The organism is Streptomyces sp. NBC_00376, from assembly GCF_036077095.1.
GTDB lineage: Bacteria > Actinomycetota > Actinomycetes > Streptomycetales > Streptomycetaceae > Streptomyces.
In genome coordinates this window covers 4,554,266-4,572,084 of sequence record NZ_CP107960.1, presented here as the reverse complement: position 1 = coordinate 4,572,084, position 17,819 = coordinate 4,554,266, and the positions used below count along the sequence as shown (strand labels likewise).

The window sequence follows — 17,819 nt, the reverse complement described above, 5'->3', positions numbered from 1 at the left end:
CCGGAGCGGCGGGATCAGGCCGGGGTGATGTTCTCCGCCTGCGGGCCCTTCTGGCCCTGCGTGACATCGAAGTTGACCCGCTGGCCTTCCTGGAGCTCACGAAAGCCGGTGGCCGCGATGTTCGAGTAGTGGGCGAAGACATCGGGGCCGCCGCCGTCCTGCTCGATGAAACCGAAGCCCTTTTCCGCGTTGAACCACTTGACGGTGCCAGTAGCCATATTTTGTCTCCTTCATGGGGGGGCAGTTCTCGGGGATCCGCGTGGTGCGGACCCCACGTCGCCGCGATGATTACCCCATCCGGAAAAGCACCGGAAAACACAGCAGGGCAACCCTCGGCACATTGAGCCGAGGGGCGCACTTGGAGTCTTCGGGAACCACAACTGCAACTGCTTCCAGAATAACACGGCGGCAGCAAGTGCGCAGGAAATCTAATTCCGGTCCGCCGGATTCGAATTAAAATCGCGCAGAATTCCCTTCCGCCGTAAATCGAAATTCACGCGACCGGTCAGGACGCCCGCGATCCGGCCGCCGGACACCCCGCACCGACCCCTCTTCCGGCCCCTCTTCCGACCCTTGTCCCGGACACGCCGCTCCGGAGGGCAGTTGATGACGGCCTGACCAGCAGTCATAATGCATGCGTAGCCCTTCACGCATCCCCCGTCGTGAAGGGCTACACCCATGTCCGCACATCATGCATGTGCGTCATGCACCTTTTGTCCGTGGCGAATTCACACGGAACCCGTTGATTTCACGAGCAGGGGACTCCCCTCGTGGTCCCCTGCTCGTGTTTTTTCGAGTTAACAGTGACGTTGCGTGTTTACGCAAGCCCGTTCCCGTACCGCGCCCACCGCACTGAGAACGAGGCGTCAGGGTTCGTTACAGTACGAGCCCGTTGACCGAATCAACGACCGTGAAGAACCTCGATCGCCGGGAGCGGATACGTGGGGGGCCGGATGGACAGCGCCGAGGAACGCACGCCGGAGCTGCGGACGTTGCAGCAGAAGGTCGAGTACATGGTGGAGAAGACCTTCCCCGGCCAGAAGATCTCGGGGCGCTTCTTCGCCGATCTGGTCAAGGAACGCGGCGGCTCCCTCTCCCACAGCTACTTCTCCAACATCCTGGCCGGCAAGGTCACTCAGCCCTCCGAGGACATCCTCAAGGCGCTCGGTCTGGGCTTCGGTGTGGACTGGCGGTTCTTCAAGGAGGAGTCCGAGGTGGTCGACGACGTGGTCGCCGGGCTCCAGTTCCTCGCGATGCGGCGTACGGGGGAGATCAGCGGAGTGGCCGGGCGCGGCCTCGACGAGGACGGTCTCCCGCCGGAGCTGCTGCAGTTCGCGCTCTCGCTGCTGGAGGACGCCAAGGGCCGGCAGGGCGCGGCCGAAGGCGGCCTCGTCCACGGCGAGCCGGAGAAGTAGATCTCCATGTCGCTGCGCGAACTACGGAAGGAGTGCGAGGCCGGGCTGGCCGACCTGCCCATTCCCGCGCCCTTCTCCATCGACGCCCTGGTGGCGAACATGGAAGCGGCCCGCGGCCGCACCATCGTGCTGCACGAGATGCCCGACCGGCTGGCCCGCGTCAACGCCGCCTGCGGGCTGCGGCTGAAGACCGGCGGGACCAGCTTCGTGCTCTACCGCCGCCGGCCGACCGCGTACCAGACCCAGCACGTCATCCTGCACGAGCTGTGCCACGAGTGGTTCGACCACGGCACCTCCCTCGACGCGGAGCAACTGCGGCGCCTGCTGCCGGTCTTCGACACCTCGCTGATCAGCCGGGTCCTCGGGACCGAGCCCCCGCCGTCCCCGCCGTCACCGGTCGCCGCCGAGATCGTGGACGCGCTCCGGTCAGGGGACGGCACCGTGCAGGCCCGCGCGCAGTACGACACCCACGACGAGCGCATGGCCGAGTTCGGCGCCTCGCTCATCCCCCGCATGGCCATGGACGTGACGAGCGACGACATGGTGGGCCGGCTGGCCAACTCCCTGTCCCGCCCGGTCGCCACCAACCGCCGTCGCGGCCTGTTCCGCCGCTCCTGAACACCGCACGCTCCCCCGTCCCTCTCCCCCATCCCGAGGACTCCGCCGTGACCCCGCTCGACCTCGCCGGCTATCTGGTGGCCGTCCTGATGACGGCCGTCGCCCTGTGGCGCATGCCCGCCGCCCTGTGGGGCGACGAAGAAGACAAGCGTCGCCGGGCCCTGTGGGGCTGCTACGCGGGCTTCGCCGCCGCCCTGTGGACCAAGACCCGGGCCGTACGCATCGCGCTCAACGACAGCGCCGTCACCGACCTCGCCGTCCTGATCAAGCACTACACGGCGACGATCGCGATCCTGGCGATCCTCAGCTACATCGTCGCGATCTACGGCCAGTACCCCGACGGCGGGACCGTCCCGCGCCACGTACGGTTCGCCCGCGTCATCCAGCAGGTGGCGGCCAAGGCGTCGATCGCCACGCTGATCCTGCTGACGGTGCTGTTCTTCACGGTCGTCGACCGCTCCGTCCCCTCGGACCGCTTCGTCGCCGACCACGCGGGACAGTGGGGGGCCACGCTGTACATGAGCGTGTTCTACCTCTACCTCGGTGCCGCGTCCGCCGTCTGCGCGTACCAGTGGGCGCTGGCCACCGCCGGTGCCGGGCTGCGTCATCTGCGGGTGGGCCTCGGGATGATGACGTTCGCCATGTTCATCGGCGTCGGCTACACCGTCAGCCGGACCCTGTTCCTGTGGGTCAGCGTGATCGACACCCCGAGCGAGTCCTTCGCGCTCCGCTTCGACGAGATCACCGAGGCCGCGCAGGTGGTGCTGTTCGCCTTCTTCGCCGTGGGTGCCTCCATCCCCGCCCTCAGCAAGGGGCAGCGCCGCGCGAAGCTCTGGCGGGCCCAGGTCAAGCTGCACGGCCTCTGGCGCGAGTTGATGACCGCGTTCCCCGAGCAGCCCTTCGACCCCCCGGCCTCGCTGGCCCGCGAGCTCACCCGCTTCGACACCCCCGCGGACCTGCGCATCGACCGCTGGGCCGCCGACATCGCGGACGCGGTGGAGAAGCTGCGCCACTACGTGCCCGACACCCTGCTCCCGGCCGCGAAGGACGCCGCCGCCGCGGACGGCGTCACGGACGCGGAGCGGACGGGCCCGCTCGCCGAGGCGTACTGGATCAAGGCGGCACTCACCGCGAAGAACGGCGGGGCGTCCGCCTCCACCGCCGCGGCGGTCGAGACCCAGCACGCCACCGACCAGGACGGCGAGGTGGCCTGGCTGGTCCGGGTCGCCACCGCCTACCGGACGGTCCCGCAGGACCGGGCCGCGCAAGTACTTGCGGCCGCCCTGCCCGCCGCCGTACCCGGCCCGTCCACCGCGACCGCAGCACCCCGCACGGCCTCCACCGAGGAGACAGCATGACCTCCACCGAAACCCCCGGCCCCACCGACACCCCCGCGGCACCGGACAACGCCGCCGCGCGCACCGTCACCGACGTCTTCCAGCCCCGCAACGTCCTGCTGATCGGCATGCTCGGCATCGGCCTGGCCGCCGCCGGACACTGGACCGGCCTGCTCTGGGGATTCCTCGGCGCCCTGTGCGCGGGCCTCATACCCGCCGGGTACATCGAATGGGAGCGCGGACGCGGCACCTGGGGCGACCGCCATGTCGTCGACCGCACCAAGCGGGCGCCGATCTTCTTCGTCATCCTCGGCTCCATCGGCACCGGTTCGGTGGTGATGGTGCTGGGCCACGCCCCCACCGGCATCCTCGCGGCGATGCTCGCGCTCTGGGCGATGACCGTGGTCCTGCTGGCCGTCAACACGGTCTGGAAGATCTCGGTGGACGCCGCGGTCGCCTCGGCGGTCGTCGCCCTGCTCGCCGCGGTCCACTCGCCGTGGTGGCTGCTCGGATACGTGATGACGGTCGCCGTGTGCTGGTCGCGGGTGGCGCTCGGGTACCACTCGGTGGCCCAGACGGTCGCCGGAGGGGCGCTGGGGGCCGCGACGGCGGGCGCGTTCCTGTTTGTCTGATTCCTCCGTTGGAACGGTGGATCAGGCGGGTACAGGTGCCCCGTGCCGAACTTCGAGATCACCAACGCAAGCGCCGACGACCTCACGATGCTGGCCGAGTGGGCCCACGAGGAGAGCTGGAACCCCGGGCTGACCGACCGTCACGCCTTCTTCGCCGCCGATCCGCGCGGCTTCCTGATCGGCCGGCTCGACGGGGAACCGGTCTCCTGCGTCTCCGTGGTCCGTTACGGCACCGGCTTCGGCTTCCTCGGCTTCTACCTCACCCGCCCGCGCCTGCGCGGCCAGGGGTACGGCATCCAGCTCTGGCGGGCCGGCATGGCACGGCTGGACGGGCGCAACGTCGGCCTCGACGGGGTGGTGGCCCAGCAGCCCAACTACCGCAAGTCCGGCTTCCGTTCCGTGTGGAAGAACATGCGCTACGAGGGCCTGCCGCCCGCCGGTCTGCCCGCCCCGGCCGGTACGGAGCTCGTCGACGGCCGCTCCGTACCCTTCGACCGGCTCGCCGCCTACGACCGCCGCTTCTTCCCGGCCGACCGCGACAGCTTCCTCGCGCCGTGGATCGCCCACCCCACCCGTACCTCGCTCGCCGCCGTCCGCGACGGGGAGTTGTGCGGCCTGGCCGTGCTGCGGCCCTGCCGTACGTCGTCCCGGATCGGCCCCGTGTACGCCAAATCGCCCGAGGTGGCCGGAGCCCTGGTCAGTGCGCTGGCGGCGGCCGATCCCGGTGTGCCGGTCGCGATCGACGTGCCGGACGTCAACCCGGCGGCCGTGCGCCTGGCCGAACAGCTGGGCCTCACCCCGTCGTTCGAGACCGCCCGGATGTACACGGGCCCGGCGCCGGACATCGACCACGGCGGACTTTTCGGCATCACCAGCCTGGAACTGGGCTGACGAGCCGCGTCCGAACGGCGTCAGGAGGTACCGAGCAGATCCGGCTCCGGCCCCGGTTCCGGCTTCCGGCCCGGGGCGGTGCCGGACGCTTCCCGCTCCGGCTTCCGGTCCGGGTCCGGCTGCGGCTTCAGGGGCCGGGAGCGGGAGGCCAGCACCGCTATGTCGTCCTCGGCCCCCGGACCGAACCTTTCGAGGACGTCGTCCAGCAGGTCCTCCAGGCTGCCGTCGGCCGACAGGGTCAGCTCCTTGAGCCGGCCGACCGAGGCGTCTATGTCCTCACCGCGCCGCTCGACCAGCCCGTCCGTGTAGAGGAACAGCACCGTGCCCGGGTCGAACTCCACCCGCGTCGTCCGGTACCCGCCGAACCCGGTGCCGAGCGGCGGCCCCACCGCCATCTCGTCGCACACCCTGGTGCCCGCCCGCGGATCGATCAGTACAGGCGGCAGATGCCCGGCGCTGGCCACCTCGCACGCCCCGCCGAAGCGGTCGACGACGGCCAGCAGACAGGTCGCCGCCCGGTCGAGACCGGACCGCTCGACCAGCCGGTCCAGGCGTTCCAGGATGCGGTGCGGGGGCAGATCGTCGTCGGCGAACATCCGCAGCAGGGAGCGGTAGTGGCTCATGGCGACCGCCGCCTCCACCCCATGCCCCATCACGTCGCCCATCGCCTTGAGATGCCGCCCGTCCCGCAGCGGGATGACGTCGAACCAGTCGCCGCCGACCATCACGCTCCGGTCGGCCGGCAGGTAGCGGGTGGCGATCTCGATGTGCGGGTGCGGCGGGCGCGGCTCGGACAGCAGGGAGCGCTGGAGCTCCAGGGCGATGGTGTGCTCGTGGGCGTACCGGCGGGCGTGGTCGAGATCGACGGCGGCCCGGGCGGCGAGCTCCCGGGCGACCACCACGTCCTCGTCCGTGAAGACCGGTGAGTCGCCCGCCCGGATCAGGCCGAGGACGCCGAGCGGGCCGCTGCGCACGGTGACGGGCACGATGACCGCCGAGTGCATCCCGAGGGCCCGGTAGGCGGCGAGCCGTTCCGGGCCGGGGGCCGAGCGGACGAGCTGTTCGTCGGTGGTGAGGTTCTCCACCACGGGCTGGTTGGCCGCCAGGCAGCGCTGTACGGCCGCGCCCTCCTGGTAGTCGATGTACTCGCCGCTCAGCCCGAAACCGGCCAGCTCGTCGCGGAGCGCGGGCACGGACCGCTGCGCCGCCCGCCGCAGCCTCAGCACACCGGGCGGTGCGGGCCGGACCGGCGCGGCGACGTCGGGCGGGAACACCTCGACCGTCGCGATGTCCGCCAGCCCCGGCACGACGAGTTCGGCCAGTTCGGCACAGGTGGTGTCCATGTCGAGCGTGGTGCCGATCCGGCCGGCGGCGGTGTCGAGCAGCGTCAGATGGCGCCGGGCCTGCTCCAGCTCGCGCTGCCCCTGGTCCGAGGCCATGACCTCCAGCACGATCCCGGCCAGCCCCACGATCCGCCCGTCGATCTCCAGCCGGTGGTACGCCCCGTGCCAGTACCGCCGGACCGTGGCGGCCGCGGCGGTGAATCCGCTGGACGTGATCTCGCGGGACTTCCCGTCGGCGAGCACCGCCCGCATCATGTCCTCGCGCGCGTCGACCCCGGGCAGCACCTCGGAGACGGTGCGCCCTAGGTGCTCGGCGGCCGGGATGCCGTTGAGCCGTTCGAGGGCGGGGTTGACGTACAGATAACGCAGCGCGGTGTCGAGCACGCCCACCCCGGCCATCGTGCCGTCGACCAGGGCGGCCATGGCGCGGGGGTCGAACGGCGCGGGGCCGTCGGCGTACGTATCGGCCTGCACGTCAACCTCCTGGACGGGCGCGGAACACCCGCGGCCCGGCCCTCAATCGTCAGCCGCCCGGCCCTGCCGCGCATCCGCAGTCCGGGCCGGGGTCACATACGCCCCGGCCCCGCGCCACGCGCCGCCCCGCGTCAGCTGAGCGGGTGCGAGGTCCGGCCGGAAACCTCGTCGATCTCGTCGTGCGCCTTCGTCAGCATCTTCATCGCCAGTTCGTTGAGCGCTCTGGCTCCCGCGATCTCCTCGCCCACTCTCGGCTGGTTCTTGTCGGAAGGATGGCGGCTCGCGTATCCGTGGGCCCGCACCTCGGTCCCGTCCGGAAGCCGCACCATGGCGGCCGCGCGGGTGCGGTGGGTGTCCTCGTCGAATTCGAGCTCGATGTGCCATCCGACGGTTGTCATCACCATGACGATCACCTCCCTACCAGGGTGCGCCCGTTCCCCCGCCCCTGCACCACGGCGCCAGGGGAGTGTCCGCGGGCGCGCCGCGTCACGGGCGTGTCCGTGGGCCCGCGCCCCGTCACGCCCCCAGCAGGTCCAGGTCGAGGGTGCCGTCGACCGCCGGGGCGTCCGGCGGCAGCGCGAGGGCGGCCCCGACCGGCCCGGGGAGCGGGCCCAGCCCCAGCAGCCCGGCGACGATCCGGGCCGTCAGCGCGTGCCACTGTCCGGCGCGCCGGAGCATCGCGTGGTCGCTGCCCCGGATCGCGACCAGGCAGGAGCGGGCACCGGCCGGCCGGGCACGGGCGGTGAGGCGCTGGGAGGCGCGGGGGCTGGTGATCCGGTCCCGGGTGCTGTGCAGCAGGACGATGTCGCGGCCCGCCAGCTGGTCGACCGGGTCGTCGTCCGGACACCACGCGGCGAGGCCCACCACCCCGCACACCAGCGGATGACCGGCCGCGCGGAGGGCGGCGCGGGCGCCCATCGAGTGGCCGACCAGGACCACCGGGATCTCCCCCGCCTCGCGGCGCAGCGCGTCCAGGGCGCGTACGGCGTCGTGCAGCGGGTCCTCGCGGGGGCCGTTCCAGCCTCGGTGGGCGTAGCGGGCGGTGCGTACGAGAACGCCTCCGGGGCCGCCTCCCGTCGCCCCGGCGATGGACCGGGCGAACGGGCGCATCCGTACGGCGGGCAGGTTCAGCGGACCGGGCGGCGGCGCGGCCAGGCCGGTCTCCGCCCCGCCGTGCAGCAGGAGCACGGCCGCGGACGGGCGGCGTGCGGACGGCGGTCGTGCCATTGCCTACCTCCTGGTGCGGGAGCCGGACCCGTACCGAGCATGCTGTACGGACACACTTCACGGAAAACCCGGCAGCGCCGGACCACGGAGGAATCGACATGGGATCGTCACCGCAACTCGGCCTGCCCGCCCCGGACTTCACCCTGCCGGGCGGTCTGCTCACCGGCGAGGAGGGCGAGGAGTTCGAACGCCGCGACTACACCCTCTCCGAGGCGCGCGGCCGGTCCGTGGTCCTCGCGTTCTACCCGGGCGACAACACGGCCGTCTGCACCAAGCAGCTCTGCTCGTACTCCTCGGGCCTGGAGGCCTTCGGCGAGCTCGACGCGGAGGTCTGGGCGATCAGTCCACAGGGTGTGGACAGTCATGAGTCGTTCGCCCGCGCCCACGGCCTGCGGATGCCGCTGCTCGCGGACGCCGGACGGGAGACCGCCCGCGCGTACGGCGTCGCGGCGCCCGGGATCGGGGTGCGTCGCTCGGTGTTCCTCATCGGGCCCGACGGGGTGCTGCGCTGGAAGCACGTCGCGCTGCTCGGCGCCACGTTCCAGTCGGCGGCCAAACTGACCGAGCAGCTCTCCGGCATCAAGAACGCGTAAAAGATTGCCGGAACCCGGCAGTGCCCATGAGCCGGTACGTATGGGATCATCCAGCCAGTTCGACGGAAATGTTCGGGGCATTTCGAGCATCGGGGAGGGTGACCAGGTGACCTTGTTTCTTGGTCTCGGCATTGCGGGAATCGTTCTGCTCGTCCTGTCCCTGATCTTCGACGGCGTCCTCGAAGGCCTCTTCGGCGGCGTGCTGGACGGCCTCTTCGACGGCCTCCTGTCCCTCCCGGTCATCGCCGGGTTCCTCTCGATGCTCGGCTTCGGCGGAGCGATCGTGCTCGGCACCACCGGCGCCGGAACGGTCGTCGCGACCGCCGCAGGAGTACTGGCCGGACTCGTCGCGGCCTTGCTGACCTGGAAGTTCAGCCGGGCCCTGATGCGGGACCAGACCAGCGTCACCCCGCGCAGCGACGACCTCGTCGGCACCTCCGGGTCGGTCGTCACGGCCATCCCGGCCGACGGATACGGCGAGGTCCTGCTGCAACTGGCGGGCCAGCACGTGAAGTTGGCGGCGAAGAGCGCGGCGCCGGTCGAACGCGGCACCGAGATCTGGGTGGAGGCCGCACTCTCGGCCACCTCGGTCGCGGTCCGCCCCGTCGAACGCTGACCACCGCCCGAGCCAAGACGCCGTGCCGCGCGGCGACACGGTGCCCGAAACCAAACTGCCGTCCCCGCAGGGAGGCAGGGGGGACACCACATGAGCCCAGTCGTGACCGCAGTCGCCGGAGTAGTCGTACTCCTGGTGCTGCTCGCACTCGTCGTCATCACCCGCTACAAGGTCGCCGGGCCCAGCGAGGCGTTCATCATCACCGGCCGCCGCGGCAAGAAGTCCACCGACCCGGTGACCGGTCGCACCAGCATCGACAACAGCGGCCAGAAGGTCGTGGTCGGCGGCGGCGTCTTCGTCGTCCCGTTCGTCCAGCAGAAGTTCACCCTTGACCTCTCCAGCCGGCACATCCCGATCGCGGTGCGCGGCGCCGTCACCCTGCGCGGCGTGAAGTCCAACCTGGAGGGCGTCGCGATCGTCAAGGTCGGCGGCAGCGAGGAAGCGATCCGGGCCGCGGCCCAGCGGTTCCTCCAGCAGCAGGACGGCATCGTCGGCTTCACCCAGGAAGTGCTCTCCGGCGCACTGCGCGCCATCGTCGGCCGGATGTCGGTCGAGGACATCATCCGGGACCGGGCCGCGTTCGCCGGCCAGGTCGCGGAGGAGGCGGAGGCCAGCCTCTCCGGCCAGGGCCTGATCCTGGACGCCTTCCAGATCCAGGACATCACCACCGAGGGCTCCTACCTGGAGGACCTCGGCCGCCCGGAGGCCGCGCGCGCCAAGCAGGAGGCGGACATCGCCGAGGCGATCGCCAAGCGGGCCTCCGAGCAGGCCCGGCTGAAGGCCGCCGAGGAGATCGCCATCGCCGAGCGGACCTTCTACCTCAAGCAGGCGGAGATCAAGGCCGAGACGGAAGCCGCCGCGGCCAAGGCCAACGCGGCGGGCCCGCTCGCCGAGGCGGCCCGCCAGCAGGAAGTCCTCGCCGAGCAGGAGAAGGTCGCCCAGCGCCAGGCCGCGCTGACCGACCGCGAGCTCGACACCAAGGTCCGCAAGCCCGCCGACGCCGCCCGCTACCAGGCCGAGCAGGAGGCCGAGGCCCGCCGGATCGCCCAGGTCAAGGAGGCCGAGGCGGACGCCGAGCGCTCCCGGCTGACCGGTCAGGGCGAGAAGCTGCACCGCTCGGCGCTCGCCGACGCCGTACGCATCGAGGGCGAGGCGGAGGCCGCGGCCATCGCGGCGAAGGGTGCGGCCGAGGCCGAGGCCATGCAGAAGAAGGCGGACGCCTTCGCGCAGTACGGCGACGCGGCCGTGCTCCAGATGCTGGTCGAGGTGCTGCCGCAGGTCGTCGCCAAGGCGTCCGAGCCGCTGAGCGCCGTCGACAAGATGACCGTGATCTCGACGGACGGCGCGAGCCGGCTGTCACGTACGGTCACCGACAACGTCGCCCAGGGCATGGAACTCCTCAGCTCCACCACGGGCGTCGACCTCGCCGCCCTGCTGAAGAACCTGAAGGGCGCGGGCCCCAGGGCGGAGGTCCCGGCCCAGCCGGAGCCCACCGCCGCGAACGCCACCGCGAACAGCGACCAGAACGGCAAGATCGAGATCACCGACTGATCCGATGGACCGCCTTCACGTGCCCGGGTGGTTTGTGGCCCCCGGGCATGTGCAGGGGTCAGCCCTCAAGATCCACCCGCACCGTCAGCAGCTCCGCACCCACCGCCCGCACGACAGCACTGTTGTAACGAGGCAGCGTCCTGAGCCGGGCGCGGGCGTCGTCCTGGGGCAGCGGATGCGCGATCCCGTCGTACCAGCGTCCCGCGAGACGAACCCGGACCCGGGGGTCGGCCCGGATGTTGCGGATGTACTGCGACTTCTCGCCGAACTCCGAGACCAGCCAGAACTCCTGACCCACCCGCCGACCGCCGACCGGGGTACGGCGCGGCAGCCCGGAGGTCCGCCCCGTCGTCTCCAGCAGGATCTGCGACCTCGACCGTCTCGCGAGCGGGTTCACGACATGCCGCTGGAGCGACGTGACCGCCCGGAACTTCAGATCTTGAAAGCCCGCCACCGCGCGCCCCTTCCGCCCGTAGCCGCTGACGACTATGCCCGCGACCCTACGAAGCTACGAAGCTACGCCCCCGCTGCCACCCCTGGCCCTCGTTCCCGCCCCTGCTCGCTCTCGATGATCGCCGCGATCCGCTCCCGCCACGGCAGCGGATCGGGTTCGTTCTCCATCTCGACCCGCCGGGCGGCCCAGTAGGCCGAGCTGGCCTCACGGGCACACGGCCCGCACATGGTCTCGTCCCCGACAGGACGGAAGACGTGCTCATCGCCCTCCCCTTCGCAGACGACGAAGTCCCGCAGAGGCGGGGGCGCGGGCGCCACAGGCGGAACCGGAGCGGCGGCGACCGGCGCCGGAAGCTTCTGGACGAGCCGGTGACGCAGGAACCCGACGGCGGACCGTACGCCGTCCCTGGGCAGCTCACTGCTCAATGCCCGCCGCAGATCCGCAGCACTCACACCACGCCGAATCCACTCCCCGGCGGCCTCGGCCAGCCCCCGAGCCTCCCGGACCCCGAGGTGCAGCTGCGGATTCGCATGCCGCAACGAGAGCAACACCCGCTCCCCTTCAGCGAATTCGGGCGCTTCGGAGGCTTCGCGCTCTTCGGCCTCTTCGGTCCTTTCGGAGGGCGGGTGGGAGTAGTTCTCCCCAAGTTCTTCATCTACCGGTTCACAGCCACCGACCGCCCGACCCCCCGGCCGACCGACGGCCCGATACTGCGCACCCGGACGGGAAACCGGGCCCGCAGGAGCAGACGGGGCACCATCCCCGCCGACCCTTTCGTTCCGCACCGCGTAAGCCTGTTCAGCCGTCAGGGGCACATTCGCGAAGAGCTGGTCGGTCACCCAGAATCCACGCTCCCCCTGCCGCTTCCACTCGTGCACGAACCCGTTCTCGATCAGCTGCCCCTTGGCCTTCTGATACGCCCGCCCGGTGATCCCGAAATTCTTCGCGTGCTCACTGAGCGCCTTGTCGGCCTGATCTTCGGGAAGCCCCTGCACGTACAGGAGAAGCATCTTCGCGTCACTGTTCAGACGCGGATGGCGCACGACGTCGTGCGAGGCCTTCGTGAAGCGCCGAGACGGCGCGATAGCATGCCAAAGCATCCCGGTGGACTCTCTTTCCACTCGTGGTGAAGGCCCTCGGAATGGTGCTGCTAACACCGCCGGGGGCCGCTCCATGCGCACAGGGGCACACGGAGCGTGATGACGCGATCACGGTACCGCATGGATTCAACCCGCCGCGCCACAACCAAGAATTCACATACAGGGCATCCCACCCCCAACTCCGGCACCTTCTCACGACCGTTGGGCCTCCCCCATCTGTCGCCGATCCCCTGCGGATTCGTCCGCGATCGGTAACAGAGGGATCCCCTGCGGGCGTTCGTATGTCTTCATGGATGCACGGCATCGGCGGAGACAGCAAAAGGGGCGGGCGGACATGGCGAAGCACAAGGGAAGGGGATGGCACAGCCGGCTTCTGGGGGCGGCGCTCGGAGTGACGGCGTTGGCCGCTGCCACCTCGGTGTGGACCGCGCAGGCCGACACCGCCGCAGGGCAGCAGCCGGAGGCATCCGTCTCGGTGCCGGACGCCCGGCATCAGGACCGGCCCGTGACCAAGGTGGCGGAGGAGATCGCACACGCCTCGGACCGCGGCGCCCGCGGCGTCAACATCACCATCGACGACGGACCGGACCCGAACTGGACGCCGCAGGTGCTGCAACTGCTGAAGGACAACGGCGTGAAGGCCACGTTCTGCATGGTGGGCACGCAGGCCCAGGCGCACCCGGACCTCGTCAAGGCGGTCGTGGCGGACGGGCACCGGCTGTGCAACCACACGGTCTCGCACGACACCGCGATGGACTCCAAGTCCGAGGCGTACCAGTCCAAGCAGATCCTGGACGCCGAACGCATGATCACCAAGGCCTCCGGCGGCGTCCGCCCCCAGTACTACCGAGCCCCGGGCGGCGCCTTCACCCCGTACAGCCGCCACCTCGCCGCGTCCCGCGGGATGCGTCCGCTGGGCTGGAACGTCGACTCCAAGGACTTCGAGCGCCCCGGCGTGGACACCATGGTGGCCACCGTCAAGCGCGAGATCGCCAACGGCCCGACCGTCCTCTTCCACGACGCGGGCGGCGACCGCTCCCAGACCCTGGCCGCCCTGCGCGAGATCCTGCCCTGGCTGAAGCAGCAGGGATACTCCTACGGCTTCCCGGTGCGGTGAGCGGGGCGACCCGCAGGTAGTCGACTTCTCTTCGAATGAACGGTGTGCATTGTGAAAATGCCGCACCGGAACAAGGGGCATTCATGGCGTACCCCCGCAGCCCCCCAGCGGCAGTTGAGTTTGTCGGCGGAGATGTCCGCTGCCCTTGGTACGCTCCGCGGATCCCACGCACCCTCACCCCTAGGAGCACTTCTGTGAGCAGGACCTCCCGCACCTTCGCCACCCTGGCGATCGCCACCATGGCGCTCGGCGCCACCACCCTCGGCACCGCGGGCACGGCCTCCGCCGACACCAACTATCACTGCAAGACCAGCAGCCACTCCGTCGACAATCCCGTCTACGGCGGCATATACGGCGACAACTTCGACTTCGATGTCAAGCTGTGCGCCAAGCGATCCGGTGGCTACATCTCGACCTACGCCTACGTGAAGTGGGACGGGCCCGCCTGGTTCGTGGACGGGCCGTCGGAGTTCGATGCCGCTCGCTTCCACCTCCAGGTGAAGAAGTCCGTGAGTGGCACCGACCCGGTTGTGAAGTGGGCCAACTACACGGGCATCAAGAACAAGCTCGAACACGGCGACACCAACGGCAACGGCAGCTACACCACCGGAGTCCTCAAGTACAAGGCGGGCAGCGGCCGATACCTCGCCGACGGCTTCATCCAGTTGGACTGGGACCGGGACGGCAAGGGCTACCGGAACACCCACTTCTCCGCCTCCCCGACGGTCTGACCCGATCCGCCGGTCCACGCGCGGCGCGGCGGCCGCATGACCGCCCAGGCACCCGGACCCCGATGGCGCACGCCGCATGACCAACGACTGACGCCGGTACCCGGAGCGCTCCGGGTACCGGCGTCGGTGCGCAAGGGCGGTGGTTGTGCCGGCGACGGACGTTCATCGTCCGCTTTTCGCCCGGAGCACTGCTGCCCGTGACACCTCGAGGACGGCGCATCCCGCCTGGCTCTCCCCCGACCGAAGCGGCATGTGAGACGAGGCAGCGCCCGCTCCACCGCACTCCCGTGACGTCCTAGCAGCGAGCTGCACTCGCCGGCAGGGCAGAGCGGAAGGCACCTCCGAGTCGCTTGAGTCCCTCATTGGGCTGGACGATCACCTTGGTGCCCATGTAGTCGTCCTCGCTCCACACACACCAGTACTCGTTGGTGCGGTTCCATGCCGAGCGAACGGCAGGGATGTTCTGCCGCTTCACGTCGTCCGTTCCCTTCGTGTAACTGCCTCGGAGGCCAGAGCCGTCCGAGTACTCGTAGAGACAGAAGTGGTCGATCTCGCAGACCGCCCCGGCCGACGACGGAGGCTGGGAGCGGGGGGCCGCCGTTCCAGCGGGCAACAGAGCGGCGGCAGCAGCCGCGGTCGCCACAGCCGCGACAGACAGAAACTTACGCATGGCATCCCTTTCGAAGCACGTTCCGGGCACGAAAAGGATCACCAATCAATCGCAGCGCCGACAATTCCCCAAAAGTGTGGATTGCTCAGACTTGTCCCGTAAGTGATGGTCAGAGGTCATGTCCCCCGGTAGCAGCGTGGCGCGCAACCCAGGTCGGCGAAGCGGGCCCGGCAGCCCGCGCACCGGAGGCGGCGGAACCCTCCGGATAGGGTAATGCGCAGATAAAGAGATCACCAAGTGCGTCAAGAGCCGCCGCACACTCGGGAGGAAGCCATGGGAACCCACCGCACCACGCTGCCCGGAGTCGGTGTGCAGTACGACTACACGACCGAGTCGGGACAGCACATCTCCGTCGTCGTCCACCACGACGGGCGGCGGTTCATCGGCTTCTACGACCAGGACGACCCTGATTCGTGCCGGCTCTCGGTACCCCTGACACCGCAGGAGGCCACCGGCCTCGCACACCTCATCGACTCGGCGCCCATCGACGCCGTACGCACCGAGGGCATCGACCTGGTCACCGAGCACATCCCGCTCGGGAGCCGCTCCCCGTACGGCGGACGGCTGCTCGGGGACACGAAGGCGCGGACCCGGACGGGGGCCTCGATCGTGGCGGTGCTGCGGACGCACAGTGCGCATCCGTCCCCGGGGCCGGACTTCCGGCTGGCCATCGGCGACACCCTGGTCGCCGTCGGAACGCGTGAGGGCGTCGACGCGCTCTCCGAGATCATCGCGGAGGGCTGACCGTGCACGACACGACCGCACTGCTGGTGGAGCTCGGCTCCGTCATTCTGGGACTGGGCATCATCGGCCGCTTCGCCGGGCGGATTGGGCTCTCGCCGATCCCGCTGTATCTGCTGGCCGGGCTCGCGTTCGGCGAGGGCGGGCTGCTGCCGCTCGGGGCCAGTGAGGAGTTCACCGCCGTCGGCGCCGAGATCGGCGTCATCCTGCTGCTGCTCCTGCTCGGCCTGGAGTACAGCGCCTCGGAACTGGTGACCAGTCTCAAGACCCAATACCCTTCCGGGGCCGTGGACTTCGTACTCAACGCGACCCCGGGAGCCGTCGCCGCGCTGCTGCTCGGCTGGGGGCCCGTGGGAGCGGTCGCACTGGCCGGGGTCACCTGGATCTCCTCGTCCGGGGTCATCGCGAAGGTGCTCACCGACCTCGGACGGCTGGGCAACCGGGAGACACCCGTCATCCTCGGCGTGCTCGTCATCGAGGACCTGTCGATGGCCGTATACCTGCCGCTGCTCACCGCGATGCTCGCGGGAGTCGGCCTCGCCGGGGGCAGCATCGCCCTGCTCATCGCGCTCGGCACCGTCGGGTTCGTCCTCTATCTGGCGCTGCGGCACGGGCGGCTGATCAGCCGGGCCGTGTCCTCGGACAACCCTGAGATGCTGCTCCTGGTCGTCCTCGGGCTGACCGTACTGGTGGCGGGCGTTGCCCAGCAGTTGCAGGTCTCCGCCGCCGTCGGCGCGTTCCTGGTGGGGATCGCACTCTCGGGCGAGGTCGCCGAGGGTGCGCGCAAGCTGCTGACGCCGCTGCGGGACCTGTTCGCAGCCGTCTTCTTCGTGTTCTTCGGGCTCTCCACCAACCCGGCCGAGATCCCGCCGGTGCTGCTCCCCGCGGCGCTGCTGGCGATCGTCACCGTCTTCACCAAGATTGCCACCGGCTGGTACGCGGCCCGGCGCGCCGGAATCGGTTCGCGCGGGCGGTGGCGGGCCGGCGGGACGCTCGTCGCACGCGGTGAGTTCTCCATCGTCATCGCCGGACTGGCCGTGGCGACCGAGCCCCGGATCGGGCCGATCGCCACCGCGTACGTCCTCATCCTCGTCATCGTCGGACCGCTCACCGCCCGCTGGACCCAGCCCGTCGTCGCCAAGATCCAGGCGTGGCGCGGCCGGGACGGCAGTGGCAGCAGTAGCGGCAAGGGTGGCAGCGGTGAGGTGCCTGCGGTGCGTACGGCGTCCGCCGAGCCCGCAGCGCCCGCCGCTCAGGAGGAGTTCGCCGCCTCCGCCGACTGAGGCGAAATCAGGGGACGTCCGGCTTCCAGGCCAGCGGGTACGCGTCCGTGCCGTCCTCCGGCACGGACGGCTCATAGCGGGGTCGTCGCGCGCAGGATCCCCACCAGCGTCACGGCCGCGTTGAGCGACGACAGCGCCGAGGCCGCCGTGCCCACCGTCGCGACCAGCGCCGCGAAGGCGACGTGGGCCGACGACGGCGGCCACAGCCGGACCGCGGGCACCGGGGCGAGCAGCGCCGCGACCCTGCGCGGGACGGGGCCCGCCGGGGCCGCGAAGGCCGCGAGACCGGCCGAGACGTCCGGCGCCCGGTGCGAGTACAGCGCCGCCTTGCCCACCGCGATCGCCACCACCCTCCGGTCGCCGACCGCGCACGCGGCTTCCTCGTCCGCCCACCGCTCGGTGCTGAACGACACCGCGGTACGCAGCGGCAGCAGGAACGGGTTGGCGCGCGCCGCGAGTTGGGCGACCAGCAGGTAGCGGTGGTGCCGGCCGGCCAGATGGGCCCGCTCATGGGCGATCAGGGCCCGCCGCTCGCGGGCGTCCAGACACTCGGTCATCGCGGTCGAGACGACGACCCGGCCCGGACTTCCGGGCAGCGCGTAGGCGTACGGCTCCGGGTCCGGGAGCAACGCGACGTCGCCGGAGACGACGGAGGGCGCGGCAGCCAGCGCACGGCTCGCGCGGATACGCAGCCGGACATGGCGGAACACCGTCCACCCGCACGCCCCGAGCACCGCCGCCAGCGCCCCGATCGCGACGATGCCCGCCTTCACCTCGTACGGCACCGCGTCCCGCACCTCGGGGTCCGACCAGCTGTCCGGCAGCGGGTTGCCCGGGAGTTGCGCGGTGCCCACCACCATCAGCAGGCCCAGGCAGAGCGTGCTGCACAGGGCGAGCAGCGCGCCGACGACGGCGAGCAGCCGGGTCGCGCTGCGGGGGTGCAGATGCTGTTCGGCCAGGCGCGCGATCGGCAGCGCGGTCAGCGGCAGCACGAGCGGCAGGCAGACGAAGACACCCATCGGTGGG

General features: G+C 70.6%; 20 protein-coding genes. 12 read left to right on the top strand and 8 right to left on the bottom strand.

Annotated features, from left to right (window positions below; all coding sequences use genetic code 11):
- Positions 1–14: 14 nt before the first annotated feature.
- Positions 15–218: a cold-shock protein gene (locus OG842_RS20655; protein WP_093547863.1), complete on the bottom strand. Its 204-nt coding sequence runs from the start codon at positions 216–218 to the stop codon at positions 15–17.
- Between the two features lie 735 nt (positions 219–953).
- On the opposite strand from OG842_RS20655, the gene OG842_RS20650 reads away from it, so the two are divergent.
- Genes OG842_RS20650 through OG842_RS20630 form a run of 5 tightly spaced genes read left to right on the top strand, consistent with a single transcriptional unit; the run spans position 954 to position 4,893 of the window.
- Positions 954–1,415, top strand: a complete 462-nt coding sequence (locus OG842_RS20650; protein WP_266731522.1) for a hypothetical protein — start codon at positions 954–956, stop codon at positions 1,413–1,415.
- A 6-nt stretch (positions 1,416–1,421) separates the two neighbouring features.
- Entirely contained in the window at positions 1,422–2,033 is a 612-nt protein-coding gene (locus tag OG842_RS20645; protein ID WP_266731521.1) for a toxin, read from the top strand.
- A gap of 47 nt (positions 2,034–2,080) precedes the next feature.
- Positions 2,081–3,391, top strand: coding sequence for an MAB_1171c family putative transporter (locus tag OG842_RS20640; protein WP_266731520.1), 1,311 nt, complete (start codon positions 2,081–2,083; stop codon positions 3,389–3,391).
- Positions 3,388–4,002 carry a hypothetical protein gene (locus OG842_RS20635; RefSeq protein ID WP_266731519.1) on the top strand — a complete coding sequence of 205 codons (615 nt, stop codon included), beginning with the start codon at positions 3,388–3,390 and terminating at the stop codon, positions 4,000–4,002. The genes OG842_RS20640 and OG842_RS20635 overlap by 4 nt, the downstream gene beginning before the upstream one ends.
- 42 nt (positions 4,003–4,044) lie before the next feature.
- Complete coding sequence (locus OG842_RS20630) at positions 4,045–4,893, top strand: GNAT family N-acetyltransferase (protein WP_266731518.1); 849 nt, start codon at positions 4,045–4,047, stop codon at positions 4,891–4,893.
- Positions 4,894–4,913: 20 nt separating this feature from the next.
- Here the strand turns inward: OG842_RS20630 and OG842_RS20625 are convergent, their stop codons facing one another.
- The 3 genes from OG842_RS20625 to OG842_RS20615 form a co-directional block, all read right to left on the bottom strand.
- Entirely contained in the window at positions 4,914–6,659 is a 1,746-nt protein-coding gene (locus OG842_RS20625) for a SpoIIE family protein phosphatase (protein WP_266733714.1), read from the bottom strand.
- 182 nt (positions 6,660–6,841) lie between these two features.
- Positions 6,842–7,114 carry a DUF1876 domain-containing protein gene (locus OG842_RS20620; RefSeq protein ID WP_266731517.1) on the bottom strand — a complete coding sequence of 91 codons (273 nt, stop codon included), beginning with the start codon at positions 7,112–7,114 and terminating at the stop codon, positions 6,842–6,844.
- Between the two features lie 112 nt (positions 7,115–7,226).
- On the bottom strand, positions 7,227–7,937 hold the full coding sequence (locus OG842_RS20615) for an alpha/beta hydrolase (protein WP_266731516.1): 711 nt from the start codon (positions 7,935–7,937) through the stop codon (positions 7,227–7,229).
- A 98-nt stretch (positions 7,938–8,035) separates the two neighbouring features.
- Here OG842_RS20615 and OG842_RS20610 point away from each other — a divergent pair, with 98 nt between their 5' ends.
- The 3 genes from OG842_RS20610 (at position 8,036) to OG842_RS20600 (ending at position 10,697) form a co-directional block, all read left to right on the top strand.
- Positions 8,036–8,530 (top strand): peroxiredoxin family protein, encoded by a 495-nt coding sequence (locus OG842_RS20610; RefSeq protein WP_266731515.1) that lies wholly within the window; start codon positions 8,036–8,038, stop codon positions 8,528–8,530.
- Between the two features lie 106 nt (positions 8,531–8,636).
- The gene (locus tag OG842_RS20605) at positions 8,637–9,146 is read left to right on the top strand and encodes a hypothetical protein (RefSeq protein ID WP_266731514.1); all 510 of its coding nucleotides are present in this window, start codon (positions 8,637–8,639) and stop codon (positions 9,144–9,146) included.
- A 90-nt stretch (positions 9,147–9,236) separates the two neighbouring features.
- Positions 9,237–10,697, top strand: a complete 1,461-nt coding sequence (locus tag OG842_RS20600; RefSeq protein WP_266731513.1) for a flotillin family protein — start codon at positions 9,237–9,239, stop codon at positions 10,695–10,697.
- Between the two features lie 58 nt (positions 10,698–10,755).
- Here the strand turns inward: OG842_RS20600 and OG842_RS20595 are convergent, their stop codons facing one another.
- Together OG842_RS20595 and OG842_RS20590 are read right to left on the bottom strand one after the other, a co-directional pair.
- The gene (locus tag OG842_RS20595) at positions 10,756–11,151 is read right to left on the bottom strand and encodes a nitroreductase/quinone reductase family protein (RefSeq protein WP_266731512.1); all 396 of its coding nucleotides are present in this window, start codon (positions 11,149–11,151) and stop codon (positions 10,756–10,758) included.
- 62 nt (positions 11,152–11,213) lie between these two features.
- A complete protein-coding gene (locus OG842_RS20590) occupies positions 11,214–12,251 on the bottom strand; it encodes a hypothetical protein (protein WP_266731511.1) in 1,038 nt (345 codons plus the stop codon).
- 334 nt (positions 12,252–12,585) lie between these two features.
- On the opposite strand from OG842_RS20590, the gene OG842_RS20585 reads away from it, so the two are divergent.
- Together OG842_RS20585 and OG842_RS20580 are read left to right on the top strand one after the other, a co-directional pair.
- Positions 12,586–13,368 (top strand): polysaccharide deacetylase family protein, encoded by a 783-nt coding sequence (locus tag OG842_RS20585; protein WP_266731510.1) that lies wholly within the window; start codon positions 12,586–12,588, stop codon positions 13,366–13,368.
- Positions 13,369–13,562: 194 nt separating this feature from the next.
- Entirely contained in the window at positions 13,563–14,099 is a 537-nt protein-coding gene (locus OG842_RS20580) for a hypothetical protein (protein ID WP_323185764.1), read from the top strand.
- Between the two features lie 295 nt (positions 14,100–14,394).
- On the opposite strand, the gene OG842_RS20575 is transcribed toward OG842_RS20580, so the two are convergent.
- Positions 14,395–14,769: a peptidase inhibitor family I36 protein gene (locus OG842_RS20575; protein WP_266731509.1), complete on the bottom strand. Its 375-nt coding sequence runs from the start codon at positions 14,767–14,769 to the stop codon at positions 14,395–14,397.
- A gap of 273 nt (positions 14,770–15,042) precedes the next feature.
- Here OG842_RS20575 and OG842_RS20570 point away from each other — a divergent pair, with 273 nt between their 5' ends.
- Entirely contained in the window at positions 15,043–15,513 is a 471-nt protein-coding gene (locus OG842_RS20570) for a cation:proton antiporter regulatory subunit (protein WP_266731508.1), read from the top strand.
- 2 nt (positions 15,514–15,515) lie between these two features.
- Positions 15,516–16,793 (top strand): cation:proton antiporter, encoded by a 1,278-nt coding sequence (locus OG842_RS20565; RefSeq protein ID WP_266731506.1) that lies wholly within the window; start codon positions 15,516–15,518, stop codon positions 16,791–16,793.
- 71 nt (positions 16,794–16,864) lie between these two features.
- Here OG842_RS20565 and OG842_RS20560 read toward each other — a convergent pair whose 3' ends face one another.
- The gene (locus tag OG842_RS20560) at positions 16,865–17,812 is read right to left on the bottom strand and encodes a M56 family metallopeptidase (RefSeq protein WP_266731505.1); all 948 of its coding nucleotides are present in this window, start codon (positions 17,810–17,812) and stop codon (positions 16,865–16,867) included.
- Positions 17,813–17,819 lie beyond the last annotated feature (7 nt).

Excerpts from the sequence above, each read along its gene's own strand:
- OG842_RS20655 (WP_093547863.1), bottom strand. The coding sequence starts at position 218 with ATGGCTACTGGCACCGTCAAGTGGTTCAACGCGGAAAAGGGCTTCGGT.
- OG842_RS20650 (WP_266731522.1), top strand. The coding sequence starts at position 954 with ATGGACAGCGCCGAGGAACGCACGCCGGAGCTGCGGACGTTGCAGCAG.
- OG842_RS20645 (WP_266731521.1), top strand. The coding sequence starts at position 1,422 with ATGTCGCTGCGCGAACTACGGAAGGAGTGCGAGGCCGGGCTGGCCGAC.
- OG842_RS20635 (WP_266731519.1), top strand. The coding sequence starts at position 3,388 with ATGACCTCCACCGAAACCCCCGGCCCCACCGACACCCCCGCGGCACCG.
- OG842_RS20625 (WP_266733714.1), bottom strand. The coding sequence starts at position 6,659 with ATGGCCGCCCTGGTCGACGGCACGATGGCCGGGGTGGGCGTGCTCGAC.
- OG842_RS20620 (WP_266731517.1), bottom strand. The coding sequence starts at position 7,114 with ATGGTGATGACAACCGTCGGATGGCACATCGAGCTCGAATTCGACGAG.
- OG842_RS20615 (WP_266731516.1), bottom strand. The coding sequence starts at position 7,937 with ATGGCACGACCGCCGTCCGCACGCCGCCCGTCCGCGGCCGTGCTCCTG.
- OG842_RS20610 (WP_266731515.1), top strand. The coding sequence starts at position 8,036 with ATGGGATCGTCACCGCAACTCGGCCTGCCCGCCCCGGACTTCACCCTG.
- OG842_RS20600 (WP_266731513.1), top strand. The coding sequence starts at position 9,237 with ATGAGCCCAGTCGTGACCGCAGTCGCCGGAGTAGTCGTACTCCTGGTG.
- OG842_RS20590 (WP_266731511.1), bottom strand. The coding sequence starts at position 12,251 with ATGCTTTGGCATGCTATCGCGCCGTCTCGGCGCTTCACGAAGGCCTCG.
- OG842_RS20585 (WP_266731510.1), top strand. The coding sequence starts at position 12,586 with ATGGCGAAGCACAAGGGAAGGGGATGGCACAGCCGGCTTCTGGGGGCG.
- OG842_RS20575 (WP_266731509.1), bottom strand. The coding sequence starts at position 14,769 with ATGCGTAAGTTTCTGTCTGTCGCGGCTGTGGCGACCGCGGCTGCTGCC.
- OG842_RS20570 (WP_266731508.1), top strand. The coding sequence starts at position 15,043 with ATGGGAACCCACCGCACCACGCTGCCCGGAGTCGGTGTGCAGTACGAC.
- OG842_RS20560 (WP_266731505.1), bottom strand. The coding sequence starts at position 17,812 with ATGGGTGTCTTCGTCTGCCTGCCGCTCGTGCTGCCGCTGACCGCGCTG.